Origin of the sequence: Larkinella arboricola (assembly GCF_003259745.1) — a bacterium.
GTDB classification, from domain to species: Bacteria; Bacteroidota; Bacteroidia; order Cytophagales; family Spirosomataceae; genus Larkinella; species Larkinella arboricola.
The window spans coordinates 1-13449 of the sequence record NZ_QLMC01000014.1; the positions used below are offsets into that span (position 1 = coordinate 1).

Below are 13449 nucleotides of genomic sequence, written 5' to 3' on the forward strand. Positions count from 1 at the left end.
AGCGTTTTTTACCTGCTTCCAAGAATTCCTTGCTCCAGCGGTAATAAACGTTGGTGTTAAGCCCTTCTCGCCGACAAATTTCAGCGACCGACTGTTCGCCTTGCAGGCCTTCCAGAACGATGCGGATTTTTTCTTCAGCCGTATACTGGCGTCGGGTTTGTCGCTGAATGTCTTTGATAATAGAGAGAGCTGGTTTGCGCTCGGCAGTGGTAGGTGTCTGAGGACGTTTTGCCGAGGAGGCTTTAGCAGAATGGGACATAAGTAAGGAAGTTTGAGTGAAACAAGTTAAACATTTGTCTCCTCTCTTTTCCCCCTTAGTTGTCCACTTTTACTTGACTACATACAGTTTATGTAGCAGGCGATATTTTTCAGGATATTTTTGAGGACACAAAGGAAATAGAGCTTGAAGTTGATATAGTTCTCAACAGATGTTATAGAACAGACCCACGGACCCTAATGTTTGCTCACGCTGTGGGCATGAGATTATTTGAGTCGAAAAAACTTAATTGGTTCGAAGATGCTTATTGGAATGTAATAGGATATCAATTAACACATGTACCAGATTCTAGAGAGGTATCACTTACACGTGATCCGATTCGTCGTTTTGAGGACTTGGAACTTGAAAACTTAGAGAGTGTTATCATTCAAGAAAATACTCATATAAACAATGTACTTGCGATACTTAAATTAATTCAAGAGAAAAATAAGACAGTACAGGCCGAAGATATAGCAGTTATATTCCTAGACGACCATAGTACGATTTACGGATATATAGACAGACTCGCTTTATTAATTACTAAAAATTTCGGATGGGAAGTTAATAGGGCATATGAGACTAAAGCTAAAATCGCGAATTCTGTCTATATTTCTAACGCAAACAATGTTAAAGGCCTAGAGTTTCCATTTGTTCTTTGCTTAACTGATGCTATTTTAGATTCTTATCGGTATAGGAATATCTTATATACTATGCTTACGCGGTCTTTCATTCAGTCGTACCTTCTCGTTCAGAATGACAATCATCTACAGGTATTTAAAGCTGGATTAGAAGAGATCAATAAAAATAGATGCATAAAAACGATTGAGCCAACTGAAGATGAAAAGCTAGAAATAAAAAATACATTGCTAAAGATTCAAGAAGAGAGCACAGTTTCGTATAAAGAATTTTTAGAAGACATTTTTTTGAAATTAAAGATTCCAAAAAAATGTTGGAAAAGATTTGAGCAAGCTTTAGTGCAAGCAGAGGTTGAAAGATTTGATAAGGTTAAGACAGAAAAGTTCATTAAAGCTAACAAAGAATTTTACTGCGAATGAAGAAGTTAAGTTTCGATATTTATTCATTCAATCAAGCTAATTTTTTTCCACACAGTAGAGTCAAGACAAAGCTGCAAGTTATTTTTATCCTCCTAGAAGCTATGAGGTATATAATGTCATATTCTGACACACTAGGAGAAGGTATAAAATGTACAGGTAAATTGAGTGTTATTGTAGATAAGATGAGCAGAATAGTGTTTTCAATTGAAAACAAGTATTACTCAATCGTCTTACCATTTTATGTATATAGTGATGGGGATCAGATTCAATTTTACTATAAACATGAAGCAATTGATTCTAAATTGCTTTCAAATCTAATAACTATTTTGAAAGGTGACTCATTTAATTCTAAGAATAGTTTAGACTTCTCGGACTCAGTTATTGATTTGGAGAACGAGAATGAGATGCTTTGGATGATTTTACAAGATCTAATTTTATATGAAGATGGATATATTCGTTATGATGTAGATGAAGAGAGTTATAAGAAAGCAAAGGAGGAAGGATGCGAACATACACACCCCTTAAATCATTGTGATTTATTCTACTCTAGTAATGCTTCCCTCAAACTTGGGTTAGACAGATCTTTAGAAGTAGATGAGTTCATAGATGTTTTGAATACTAGAACTAATTGTAAGTATTTACGAAACTGGCGCTAATAACAGCTTTGCGAAAGTTGGACTGTCGGAATTACTTTTAACTTTAAATCACTTTTAGTTTTGTGCAATACCGACGTTTTCAAATAAGCAACCATAAACGTTCAACCTTCAGCTAAGAAGCTGACGTAAGTTGGGACGCCTACAATAAGTAACCCATTAGTGTTTATTCGGCAGGCCTAAGTAGCTACCCAGACGATGATTTACAACCTTGGCCTGCTGACCAATTAGCAAAACAACCTGGATCAAAGAGCAACGACGGACTTTATCTCCAAACTCTCCTTTCTTGCTACTACCAGATATCATGAAAAACCGCAATTAAATTCTGCTGTAATTCACTTACCTTACCTACCCAGTGTTATTTTACCCGAAACCAATTATTTCATCCCTGCAATCCTACTGGGAATCGATTATACTTTAAATTGAGTAGAGAAGCATCACTGAAATGAAGTAGTCCAGTTGATGATTTATGACATGGGTGCAGAATGGATGAGCCTCTCATTCTATGACCCCACCAATTGATTCAAGGTTGCTGTACCCCTATACATGGAAAAACACAGTTGCTTTCTAGGGGTTGGGTAAGGAAAATCCAAATACTTCCGATTCTCCGAAATGTAAGCTAAAAAGGGTTCACTACTTCAACGGTGTTGGTGCGTCTGCAAAGTGCTTGTATTTCCCCAGTAGCCAACCGCACCAATAAGTGATCGGAATCACCACTTTTTTAATGAAAGGTGGAAGCTCGGCCATATCGTATTCCTGAGCATACCGCGTCATCAGGTAGGCCGCATCAAACGGTTCGGGTTGGACTTTCCCGGATTTGTTCTGGGCAGCATAGATCGCTGACAGATAATAAACAATGCTGTTAGCGGGTTGTACCCAGCCTCTACAGATCAAAGGCTCCTCACCGGCATTCCAGAATTTGTGTGGTATACCTCGTTGGAACAGTACGCTTTGGCCTGCACTGGCGTATTGGGGTTGCTGTCCCAGGATCTGATAAGCCAGTTTACCGGTTACAACTGTTAACTCTTCATCCTGCTTAAAATGCGTGTGCATGGGTGGTCCTGATTGGGGATTTACCCAGTTTTCAACCAGTACTTTGTCGCCTTCTGGGCCGGGCTCAACACCCAAAAAAGTAAGCTTTTCTCCCAGGCAGTTTTGGATCGTGTGAGGATATTGAATATTCATCGCTTTGTAGTTTTTCTCAAACCTAGTATGTTTAGGACATTGTCCAAATCAGATGATGAATAAAGCCGAAAAAATTGTCGCTAAAGCGTTAGAAATGTTCAATGAACGGGGAATCGAGTACGTTGGCCTGCGGGAACTAGCAGCCGAGTTAAGCATACGGGTGGGCAACATCACCTATTATTTCCCCACCAAAGACGATCTGGTTGACCGCTTGGCTCAGGACCTGTCAAGATTGAACGCGCAGGTTATTCTTGAGGAGCATCCGAGCCTTTTTTCGTTTCTGGAGCGGTTTCGAAAGATCTTTGCCAACCATGTTCAGTACCGATGCCTGTTGCTGAGTTTTGTGCACCTGATGCAGCAGAACAAAGTGCTATCAGGAGCCTATAAAGAGACGGAGAAGAAGCGGTATTCTTCGATTGTGACTAACCTGTCATCGCTGCAGGAACGGGGATATCTAAGCTTAGAAGTCGATACGGATTTTCTGGTATCGGTTTTTACACTTACCGCCAGGTTCTGGATTTCCGAAGCCAGTGTATCATTTGCTCACCTAAGTCCAGTGGAGCAGATCAACCAGTATGTCACGCTGCTGGCTAAGCTGCTAATACCATACGCCACCGAGAAAGGCAGACATGATATTAGACGGTTTTCAGCGAGTTTAGAAAGTTAAAGGGGCTATTGCCGAATTGTTTTTAACCTTCTATATCGGATATGATGCAGGATACTTTTCCCGCTTACAACGGATAGGTAGGGTAAGTTAACCTTTTAGTTGTTCTTTAGGTGTTGGTCCTTTGGTGTTGAAGCAAACCAGTAACATAACTTACATTTTTAATTGTCTCAGTGTAGATTTTGCCATTTCGTAAAAGTATTCCTTGGGGTCTTGCTCCAAGGGGATACTCTTCCAATAATTAATGATTCGCCCAGTTTGATCAATTATATAGGTAGTTGGGTAAATATTCGCCCAGTCTTTCACTATTTCCTTTGCATCAGCAATGATATCAAAGTGAAAAGTCTCATAAGGTAGAAAGTGAGCTTTAATTCGATCCGATCCATCCGGAGTCATTGAAATAAAGGCAATGGTATTTTGGTTAGAATATTCTTTTACCAGACGATTCATAGCCGGAATTTCGGCATGACATGGTGCACAGCCCATGTACCAAAAGTTTAAAATAATGACTTTGCCTTTTAAGTAGGGCTCATTGATTGGCTTGCCTTTAACCGACGTAAAGTTAAATACAGGCCTATTAACGGTTGTTAAACACGATAACACCAAGGAGTCCTGTGTTTTATAATATTGCAGAATACCGTCATTCGATGTGTCCTTGGGCTGCTGTGCTTTCCAGATATATTTCGTAAAACAGCTTTGAATAGAATCAATCTGACCCAGGCATGGCGATTGAGTTAGCAGAGCGATAACTATTCCAATGGGCAAATATTTCATAAACGGATGGATTAGGCAGTAGTAAATGACGGGATCTGCTTAAGAGGAATATGAATAATAAAGGTTATTGGCAGATTTTATTTTATAATCGTTCCTGTATTTATACTTCCGTAATCCCAATATTGGTTCATATATCAGCTTTGTAAGTTTCTATCTTCTTCCAAAACCAATAAACTTTACAGGAATTTACGTACCCTTCTTACCCAACCCTAGCTACAATTATGTAGCTAAGTGCCCCCCCTGATTTATGATATAGGCGAGAAAAGGATGACTCAGTCTTGACAACTCCCGTCACTTAATTCTGTCGTCTGGGTACCCCCGGTGGGCATGTACGACATGAATTCATTCCGTCATCTTTTTCACCTTTAAACATTTTAGAAAATGGGTACTTTCTTCGCCGTACTGGGCATCGCCTTTGCCCTGTTCATTCTTAAATTTATCTATGACAACTTTCTAACCGACAACGCTGAAAAAGCCTGGCAGAAGCTCAAAGAGCGTGATCCTCAGGTGGCTCAAATGATTGAACAGAATCAGGGGTTAAATCTGAAGACCAACTACCGCATTCGGGAAGATGGTCTGTATTTATGGACGTTCCAGGGCAATGGCCCTAATGGCTACATTGCTGGCATCTCAATGGGATTGGTTTTCCAGAATGGCAGGGTCGGTAAGTTTGAAGCCGAGTTTGTGGTAGCCTTGTCGAAAGAGGAAGTCCGGCAAGTCATACAAAGCACAACGACCGGCTATTTACAGGAGGTTTCACCTGACACGGCTGATTATGATGTGGATGGTAAGGGGCTCTTTATCCGGTTTTACCCTGATCCTCAGAAGCCAAACACTTATCTGGAGCTTGTTGGTGAGATCACCGCTAAGGGATTACGGCTTGATCTAACCCAGCATTTCATCAATTACCTGAAGGCTGATCTGGATAGCCAGGTTCTCTTCAAAGGCGCTGAGTTTATCTTCCTACCAGCTTATTAATCTTCATAGTTATGAATCTACGCTACGCAGAACGCAGACAGGCTCGTATTCGGGTGCTGCTGCAAGGGCCATCGGGTTCGGGTAAAACGTACTCCTCATTACTGCTGGCTTATGGGCTTACAGGTAACTGGTCAAGCATCGCTGTTATCGATACGGAGAACAAATCGGCTGATCTCTTTGAGCACTTAGGTAAGTACCGGGTTCTAGTTTTAGAGCCACCGTATACACCCGAACGTTACATTGAAGCCCTGAAGGTGTGTGAAGGGGCAGGCGTACAGGTAATCATTCTGGATTCGCTTTCGCATGAATGGCAATACATCCTGGATGAACATTCGGCCATGACGGGAAACTCCTACACCAACTGGAGTAAGCTAACTCCTCGCCATGATAGCCTGGTGAATGCTCTCTTGCAAAGCAATAGTCACTTAATCGCTACCGTACGGGCCAAGCAGGATTACGTGTTGGTCGAAAAGAACAACCGGCAAGTTCCCGAGAAGGTGGGAATGAAGGGCATTACTCGGGAAGGCATGGACTACGAGTTTACGCTGGTCTTTGAGTTGGATAATCGTCATTACGCCAAAGCCACCAAGGACCGAACAGGATTATTTACCGACAAGCCAGACTTCTCCATCTTCCCCAAAACGGGTCAGCAGATTCTGCGCTGGTGTCAGGAAGGTACCAGTCAACAGCAGGTGGAAGCCATGATCAAAGCCGCCAAGGATACGGCTCGGCTTAAGGATCTATATGAGCTGTATCCGGAATTCCGGGAGGCTTTAACGCCACTTTTTACTGAACGAAAGAACGAATTACAACTTATCTCATTACCCAAACATCCCAAATCATATGGAAACGCAAATCATGCCGTTTGAAGAAAGCTACCAAGCTGTTGTAGTAGACCAGGCCCCTTCCTCGGAACGGGCTTTTTTATTGGCGAATACCTTACCCACAAGCTTACGGGAAATCCAACAGCAGCACATAATACCGGTGTATAGCAAAGATAATGAACCGCTTATTTCGCACGGGGATTTTATCGAATCCACGATGGAAACGGTGCTGCGGTTATTTCCTAATGAAAGCGTACTGGAACCATCCATCCGGGTATCCCATCCCATCAAGGGACGGATACCCTCGGCCCGTAACAAACCCGCCAAAGACTTAGAGGAATGGGAACGGACGCTGTATTACGAAAGAGCCGCTTTTGTGATTGAGATTCCAACGATCCTGGATACAGTAGGAGGGAATCAGCTTTCCTTAACCATTGGTGGGGTGAAAGCCTACAATCTGGACAGTCTGCATCAGAAGAAAGGCGTCGATGAGCATTTTAAGGTGTTCATTGGCTTTCAGAACCAGGTGTGTACCAACCTGTGTGTTTGGTCGGATGGCTATGTGGCAGATCTTCGGGTCAAGTCGGTAGCGCAGCTTATCACCGCCATTGAGGAATTAGTCCGTCGGTACCAAATCAGTCAGCATCTGTCGCTAATGAAACAATTGACAGACTATTACTTGACTGAACAGCAGTTTGCTCAACTAATCGGTCGGTGTCGTTTATATCAGTACTTACCGCAAGTCCAGAAGAAGGAGATTGCTCCCATGCTGTTAGGGGATCAGCAGGTGGGAATGATTGCCCGGGACTACTACCGGGATCAATCTTTCTGTCGGGAAGATCATGGTAGTATCAGCTTATGGAAGGTCTACAACTTGTTCACTGGAGCCGTCAAGAGCAGTTACATCGACACGTTTCTGGATCGAAATGCGAATTCTCTGGACTTAACGAGTGGCATTTTGCGAAGTTTGCAAGGTTTGCAAACTTCGCAAGGCTGGTTCTTACAGTAGCAGAAGGGCAGGAGTCAGTTGGCTTCTGCCCTTCCTTATACTATAATGATGGATTTTACTTAATATTCTCGGATGGAGAATATGTATGGTGTAATTTTTTCTGTATTAAATCGATTGATTATCAATGTATTGAGGGGGGGGGCTTGATTTCTGGTAATGATAATCTTTGCCGCAAAATAAGTCAGTGTTCAAGAAAACGGCTATTCCTGAAAATCTTATATAACAAATTATTTACTTTGTACGGATAATATATTTACTTAGGAAGTTTGTATAACTGAAAAGATAGTAAAGACTTTTTCTAATAAATTTAAGTAAATAGAAACTATTTAAGACGAGCTATCTTGTTGGTAGATAGGGTGTTAGTGTTAAAAGTATTGTTTGATAAAAAAGTCATTATTTATGAGAAATAATTTCGGGCTGTTTATTTTATTTATTTTTATTCTGGTGGGTTGTAGTAAGAAGGCTGTAGTACGTTTTACTCAAAAAAAACCGGAACTTACTTCCGCTGATGTATTGACAGAAATTATGCTCGTCAATAAATCACCTCGAATTGTCCTTAGAGTTCCTAATACTCGGAAAGGTGTAACCAATACACAAGGTACAGGTACTTATCAGTCACAAAGCATCAAATCAAAGAATAAATGGGATCGGACCGGGAAAACTTCCTATGAGGTTGGCTTTGATGAATTGCAATATGATGAAACGGCCTTATACAATACCATTGAAAAACAGCTTTTTAAAGAAGGGTTTAGCGTACGGGATCGTGGTTTATTCAACCAAGTTCTGGATGATAACACAAATGTTGACTATTCCAAAATAAATGCACTGACCAATACTGATTTAATCTTGGAATTAGTCAAGATAGACAGCCAAATCGGATATACAACAAACGTCTGTTACCTTGAAGCCAATGATGAACAAAAGTTAATTAATGATTACCGTGATATGCGGGGAGCGGCAGTGGAATTCAAACTCGTCTACGTTAAAACCAATGAAATTGTAGGCACTTATAAGATCCATTATACCCCCTGCACCGAAGGTTGTCGCGGATTGTATAAGAAAAGAAGTTCACGAGGGGCTTTCACGAACTTTCCCTGGACCAAACCCGGTGAAAAAGAGGCCCTGCGTAAACTGAATAGTAAAGCATTTCAATACCTCGATCAGGACGCTTTAGAATTATTTATAGCGGATGCTACCCACCAACTGGTGCAAACAATGCGCTGAAACTTTAACTTTATGAAGCAATTTTTACTTTCAATACTATTTTGTATAGGGATAACGTCAGAGCTACTCGCTCAAGATGTTATTTACACGGCAAACGGGAACAAATTAGAGAACGCTCAACTTACAGGCGTAACTGAAGATAAAATATCATTCACCGCACAACGAGCTGAAAAAACCAGTTCATTTAGTTTTCAGCGGCAAAACGTCCTCATTGCCTTCAGTCAAACAGGACACTTTTTAATCATTAAAGATCTTAGCGCCGATCTTTCTCAGGCTCAACAACAGTTACAGGCATTTCTGTCGGCACCAGCCCGTTCAAAAGAAAAAGATTTCTTGATAAAAGCAGTGCCCTTAACAGTGATCCCGGCTTCTATTTCCTATGAAAGTGAGTCTGTTGTCAACTATCAGAATAGCGATGGCAAATCAGCATCTATTTCAAAAGGTGAACTAGTAGCCATTTTGTATAGGGATGGTCGACACCAACTGATCCATGACCCTACCGAAGCTGCTCCTTTATTAAGTAGTGTTAAAAAGCAAATTGAATCAGGAATCACCACTGCCAAGTCTCAGCCAGAGGCGACAGCGCCTGCCCAAACACCAAGTCAGCAACTGGCAAACCTTACACCGCCTGCCCAGACAGTAGCTTCGCAACCAGCGAATGAATCGAAGCCAGAGCCTGCTCAACAAGAACATTCATCCAAGCCTATGGTAACGGGGAATAAGCCCGCCCTTAACGAAGCGGAATATCAAATTTACCGTAAAAAAGCACTACAAAAAGTTGACGAATTTGTATCGTATTTAAATGTAATCACCGATAAAAAACTATCGCTTTACGAAAAAGACAAAGCAATCGTGGAAGCTGCAAAGCTTTTTATGCCGGCCGCTACTATCGAAGTCACCTCAAATAACCGAATCGGATCCCGGCGTTATCCCATTCGCGACTATCTTACCCGGCTTAAACTATTACCATATTCCTCCGCCAAGATTGAATGGTCAGAAGTTCAATATATTAAAGAACTATCACAGGCCGCCGACGGAAATTATTATGGAATCATAACCGGACAGCAAACTTTTATTGGATATGGCAGCCAAGGAGATAATCCAATCTATAGCGACGTAACACAAAAGAATGTTCGTGTCAAGCTGCAGTCGTACGAAAAGACGGTTAACGGAAATACCAGTGTAAATTGGGATGTATTGTTAGGGAGTATTGGAGTAGCAACTAAGTAATACATCATTGTTGTGGTTAAGGTACTTTTAGCACTTCTCTTTATCCAAACTTTAGCGCAGGCACAGCTTAATGAGCTACCAGCATGCCTTCATATAGAAGGTAGAATTGTGGATTATGTAACGAACTCACCTTTAGCTAATGCCAAATTATACGTCAAGTCTCCTACTAATCGAGTAAAAGTTGCGCAATCTGATGCCACCGGATGGTTTGAAGGGGATATTTCATGCACTGCTAATGAGCTTATTATTGAGAAAGCTGGTTACCGGTCGCAAAACATGCCTTTAAGACAAAAAGGTGAATCAGATTTAACAACGATCGCTGTATTCATTCCCCTATTAGCCGTAGAGAGACAGGGAAAAGATAAACCTTATTCGCAAACTGAACAAACGGATTACGTCCATCGTAAGACGGCAAGCAGCGCAGAAAAAATAAGTAAAGGAACTGAACAACACAGCATATTCATGATCAAGGATGCTGTCCTCAATTCACCAATAGAGGCCCGGGTTTGCTTCTTTTTTACGAAAGACAGCTATATGGATTGCAAAGAATCGGATTCTAACGGACAGGTTGAATACGATTTTAAAGAAGCGGACATAGTCGCTTTAGAAGTTTCAGCCGTAGGATATCAAACTTTCGCGGGTAACCTAATTGTAGATGCAATAGACGGTCGTGTATTGAAACATAAGATTCAACTCCAACGCGAACTTACGGTATTAACTGTACAAACTACATCTACTTCCCAATGTAAACTTAGAGCTGACAATAAGGAAATTACTCTATCAAAGATTCCAGGTAAACCAGGTTGGTTCTGCACATATAAGGTGCGGCCTCAACTCTACGAGTTAGTTGTAACCGATCAGTCTCGAACTAACCGTCAGTCGATTACGCTGAACAATGGTTTAAATTACGTTCAACTCCCAAAGAAAAAAGTTGCGACTTCGACTAGCTTATCGTCTACAGTCGACAATACTAATTATAGTATTCATAGCTCGATAGCTCTTCTGTTTTCGCCCGACAGCATCCCCATGATTTATTTTCAGCAAGGAAGTTATCTGTTGAGATCCGACTCCCAAGAAGTGCTCAGGCAAGTTGCCATCTATTTGAAAGCTCATCCAAACTTTACCTTACAGGTAACGGGACACACCGATAATGTAGGAGAAGAACGAAAGAATAAAGTTCTATCTGACTATAGAGCAGTTGTCGCAGCTAACTTTTTAATTCTGCAAGGCATTTCCGAAAGTCGGCTTAACAAGACTGGTGTTGGAAGCAAACAACCAATTTCCCCAAACGATACGGAAGCGAATAAGGCCCTTAATCGTCGGGTCTCTTTAAAGATAATTAACAATCTATGAGGAAAATCTATCTAATAAAGAGCCTTTTCAGCATAGCAGCGATGATTCTGATTGGACTAGTTGGATGCCATCAAGAACCGCTGGTACCCACTTCTACAATTCCGTTGGCCTGTCAGCTTAATCAACTGGTTACGCTAAACGAAGACAGTCGGGACACGGTATCGTACTCGTATGATTCTTTCGGCCATGTTGTGAAAAGTGTAATCCGGCAATGGAATAAAGGGCAATTGACCAATAGCACAGAGCACAGCTTCTTTTACACTGCAGACCACTACCTGAATAATGAGATTGAACGAGTAATGACGCGTTATACTGATGGAAGCCAATTTAGGATAGATATTGGCTATCAGTATGACTATCAAGACGAGCCAAAACGAGTTCGATCAGTGCGGATATTTAATAACTCCTCAAATGAAACAATCGGCTTTAAAGAATACATCTACCAAGGTACAACCCTAAAGACTTACACTGAAACGGATGGTAACAGAGGAATCCTCAAACGATATACGTATGATGGATCCGGTAAACTAATTCAACTTGAGCAGCCAAATTCAGGAATAATTACAAAGATTTCTGCAGGAAAGATTGTGCAAAAAAACTACCCTAATGGCACGACAATCCTACTCGAATATGACAACCTGGGTCAACTAAAAAAGCAAACCGTCAAAACGTCCAGTGAGCAATTGGTGTATACTTATACGTATGATTCCAAACCATATTGGAATAAAACACAATTGCTATTCAGAGGAGGCATATCGCCTAATTTAGGAGAGCACAGCTCTGTAAACAATTTACTTACTTATAGTTACCAGCGGTATCAGTATAACACTCTCATCAGTGAACAGAAATTAACCTATAACCACGCTTATAATAAAGAAGGCTATTCACTCGGTTACGGCCGAAGCGACGGAGTTCGTCAGCTTACTACTTACACCAATTGCCCATGAAACACCTTTTTACAATTATCCTATTTAGTCAGTGTTTCTTGAGTGTAACAGTACTGGCTCAGCAAAAATCGGCAAAAACATACGCTGCCATTATTGGTAATGCAGGACCAGTTGTATCACCAGATATTAAAAGGCGAAATGATGAAATCAAGTTTCAAGCCAGAACCAGAATTAACAAAGATCTTCTAGAGTTTCTTAATTTGCTGATAAAGGATGACCTAGGCGAAAACGAGCGTAATTATTTGATTCAAAATAGCTATTTGCTTAATCCACAACAGATTTTTAGCGGAGACGGGGTCGTTATAGAAGACGATATTGATCCTAATCACACTTCTGCTGAGAATATCGTAGACATAGGTATTGAAAGATACCTTCGAAATCTTGATTTGTTTTATTCTAAATCTGATTCGGCTACCATAGCTTTTTCAAATCTTGTTGTTTCTGATGTTCAGGAAGGAAAAGAATTTCCTTACCTGAAGGTGTTCTTTACACAAAAATTTAATGGCAGAAATAAGCAAGTCAATATCCCTTACAAAGCTGTGCAACGAGTTGCTGAATTACGAGCAGAGAAATTAAATGGAAAATGGCAGACCTTCATTACACGGTTAGGTTTTCTTCGTCCGGACGAGTCATTGTCGCCATTGCATAATTTGACAATACCCAAAGATTTTGGTCCAAAGCAACCTGTTAAGGGAACCGCGAAAATATTCCAAAAAGTTGATACTACAATTGATACTCTGATAGTAAACTGGGACAAGCAGTGGCTTCAGGTAGTTCGCTCCACTATTCCTCAGTTACCCACCGGATCGTACCAACGTAGTAAGACGGGAAGCAGCAGAAAAGGGGATATAAGTATGACACTGGCCAAAAGTGAACAAAAGCTTATCTTCCGCCGAAATGATGGAGCACAAATAGCCTTTGATCGAGTAAATAATCCCAAAGAGACAGATCGTCTCAAGCTGAAATACCGACGCAACGGATGGCTTCAAATTGCTGCGGGTCTAGTAGCTTTGGGAACAAGTTATGGTGGATACACCAATCTTCAGAAAAGCTATAACACCTATAACGGTGAGTTGGCAAAGCTTAATGCAGAATACGCCATCTGGAAAGATTTGTCTCAGCAACCCGCAGGGAATCCGGTAACCTCAATGAATTTTAACTCATATTCACGACCCGGCATTTATGCCGTATACGGAGGAGGGACAACTGGAGCAGGATTAATACTTAACGGAATCCGGCAATTAATCAAAGCGGGTAAACTTTAAGCCACTATAGAGAAAATAATCAGCTTCTTATA

Annotated in this window: 14 protein-coding genes; 11 read left to right on the forward strand and 3 right to left on the reverse strand. The window is 41.1% G+C overall.

What is annotated here, in order from left to right; genetic code table 11:
• Positions 1–259: transposase (locus tag LX87_RS27360; RefSeq protein WP_146624582.1), on the reverse strand; the 259-nt coding region annotated here is incomplete at its 3' end.
• A gap of 197 nt (positions 260–456) precedes the next feature.
• On the opposite strand from LX87_RS27360, the gene LX87_RS27365 reads away from it, so the two are divergent.
• Complete coding sequence (locus LX87_RS27365; RefSeq protein ID WP_111631501.1) at positions 457–1311, forward strand: ATP-binding domain-containing protein; 855 nt, start codon at positions 457–459, stop codon at positions 1309–1311.
• The gene (locus tag LX87_RS27370; RefSeq protein ID WP_111631502.1) at positions 1308–1967 is read left to right on the forward strand and encodes an STM2766 family helicase-associated protein; all 660 of its coding nucleotides are present in this window, start codon (positions 1308–1310) and stop codon (positions 1965–1967) included. The genes LX87_RS27365 and LX87_RS27370 overlap by 4 nt, the downstream gene beginning before the upstream one ends.
• A gap of 630 nt (positions 1968–2597) precedes the next feature.
• On the opposite strand, the gene LX87_RS27375 is transcribed toward LX87_RS27370, so the two are convergent.
• Positions 2598–3149 (reverse strand): cupin domain-containing protein, encoded by a 552-nt coding sequence (locus LX87_RS27375; RefSeq protein ID WP_111631503.1) that lies wholly within the window; start codon positions 3147–3149, stop codon positions 2598–2600.
• Between the two features lie 52 nt (positions 3150–3201).
• Between LX87_RS27375 and LX87_RS27380 the strand changes: the two genes are divergently transcribed.
• Positions 3202–3816: a TetR/AcrR family transcriptional regulator gene (locus LX87_RS27380; protein WP_111631504.1), complete on the forward strand. Its 615-nt coding sequence runs from the start codon at positions 3202–3204 to the stop codon at positions 3814–3816.
• Positions 3817–3966: 150 nt separating this feature from the next.
• On the opposite strand, the gene LX87_RS27385 is transcribed toward LX87_RS27380, so the two are convergent.
• Entirely contained in the window at positions 3967–4587 is a 621-nt protein-coding gene (locus LX87_RS27385; RefSeq protein WP_111631505.1) for a TlpA disulfide reductase family protein, read from the reverse strand.
• 381 nt (positions 4588–4968) lie between these two features.
• On the opposite strand from LX87_RS27385, the gene LX87_RS27390 reads away from it, so the two are divergent.
• The 8 genes from LX87_RS27390 to LX87_RS27425 all read left to right on the forward strand — a co-directional run bounded on the left by LX87_RS27390 (position 4969) and on the right by LX87_RS27425 (position 13417).
• Positions 4969–5565, forward strand: a complete 597-nt coding sequence (locus LX87_RS27390) for a hypothetical protein (RefSeq protein ID WP_111631506.1) — start codon at positions 4969–4971, stop codon at positions 5563–5565.
• Between the two features lie 11 nt (positions 5566–5576).
• Complete coding sequence (locus LX87_RS27395) at positions 5577–6434, forward strand: AAA family ATPase (protein ID WP_111631507.1); 858 nt, start codon at positions 5577–5579, stop codon at positions 6432–6434.
• The gene (locus LX87_RS27400) at positions 6409–7398 is read left to right on the forward strand and encodes a DUF3871 family protein (protein ID WP_111631508.1); all 990 of its coding nucleotides are present in this window, start codon (positions 6409–6411) and stop codon (positions 7396–7398) included. Before LX87_RS27395 ends, LX87_RS27400 begins: the two co-directional genes overlap by 26 nt.
• 399 nt (positions 7399–7797) lie before the next feature.
• Complete coding sequence (locus LX87_RS27405) at positions 7798–8622, forward strand: hypothetical protein (RefSeq protein ID WP_111631509.1); 825 nt, start codon at positions 7798–7800, stop codon at positions 8620–8622.
• A gap of 12 nt (positions 8623–8634) precedes the next feature.
• Positions 8635–9852 (forward strand): hypothetical protein, encoded by a 1218-nt coding sequence (locus tag LX87_RS27410; RefSeq protein WP_111631510.1) that lies wholly within the window; start codon positions 8635–8637, stop codon positions 9850–9852.
• A gap of 12 nt (positions 9853–9864) precedes the next feature.
• Positions 9865–11205, forward strand: coding sequence for an OmpA family protein (locus LX87_RS27415; protein WP_111631511.1), 1341 nt, complete (start codon positions 9865–9867; stop codon positions 11203–11205).
• Positions 11202–12152: a hypothetical protein gene (locus LX87_RS27420; RefSeq protein ID WP_111631512.1), complete on the forward strand. Its 951-nt coding sequence runs from the start codon at positions 11202–11204 to the stop codon at positions 12150–12152. The genes LX87_RS27415 and LX87_RS27420 overlap by 4 nt, the downstream gene beginning before the upstream one ends.
• Positions 12149–13417, forward strand: a complete 1269-nt coding sequence (locus LX87_RS27425) for a hypothetical protein (protein ID WP_111631513.1) — start codon at positions 12149–12151, stop codon at positions 13415–13417. The genes LX87_RS27420 and LX87_RS27425 overlap by 4 nt, the downstream gene beginning before the upstream one ends.
• The last annotated feature ends 32 nt before the right edge of the window (positions 13418–13449 follow it).

Coding starts and splice junctions, on each gene's coding strand:
- LX87_RS27365 (WP_111631501.1), top strand. CDS start 457: ATGTTTGCTCACGCTGTGGGCATGAGATTATTTGAGTCGAAAAAACTT.
- LX87_RS27370 (WP_111631502.1), top strand. CDS start 1,308: ATGAAGAAGTTAAGTTTCGATATTTATTCATTCAATCAAGCTAATTTT.
- LX87_RS27375 (WP_111631503.1), bottom strand. CDS start 3,149: ATGAATATTCAATATCCTCACACGATCCAAAACTGCCTGGGAGAAAAG.
- LX87_RS27380 (WP_111631504.1), top strand. CDS start 3,202: ATGATGAATAAAGCCGAAAAAATTGTCGCTAAAGCGTTAGAAATGTTC.
- LX87_RS27385 (WP_111631505.1), bottom strand. CDS start 4,587: ATGAAATATTTGCCCATTGGAATAGTTATCGCTCTGCTAACTCAATCG.
- LX87_RS27390 (WP_111631506.1), top strand. CDS start 4,969: ATGGGTACTTTCTTCGCCGTACTGGGCATCGCCTTTGCCCTGTTCATT.
- LX87_RS27395 (WP_111631507.1), top strand. CDS start 5,577: ATGAATCTACGCTACGCAGAACGCAGACAGGCTCGTATTCGGGTGCTG.
- LX87_RS27400 (WP_111631508.1), top strand. CDS start 6,409: ATGGAAACGCAAATCATGCCGTTTGAAGAAAGCTACCAAGCTGTTGTA.
- LX87_RS27405 (WP_111631509.1), top strand. CDS start 7,798: ATGAGAAATAATTTCGGGCTGTTTATTTTATTTATTTTTATTCTGGTG.
- LX87_RS27410 (WP_111631510.1), top strand. CDS start 8,635: ATGAAGCAATTTTTACTTTCAATACTATTTTGTATAGGGATAACGTCA.
- LX87_RS27420 (WP_111631512.1), top strand. CDS start 11,202: ATGAGGAAAATCTATCTAATAAAGAGCCTTTTCAGCATAGCAGCGATG.
- LX87_RS27425 (WP_111631513.1), top strand. CDS start 12,149: ATGAAACACCTTTTTACAATTATCCTATTTAGTCAGTGTTTCTTGAGT.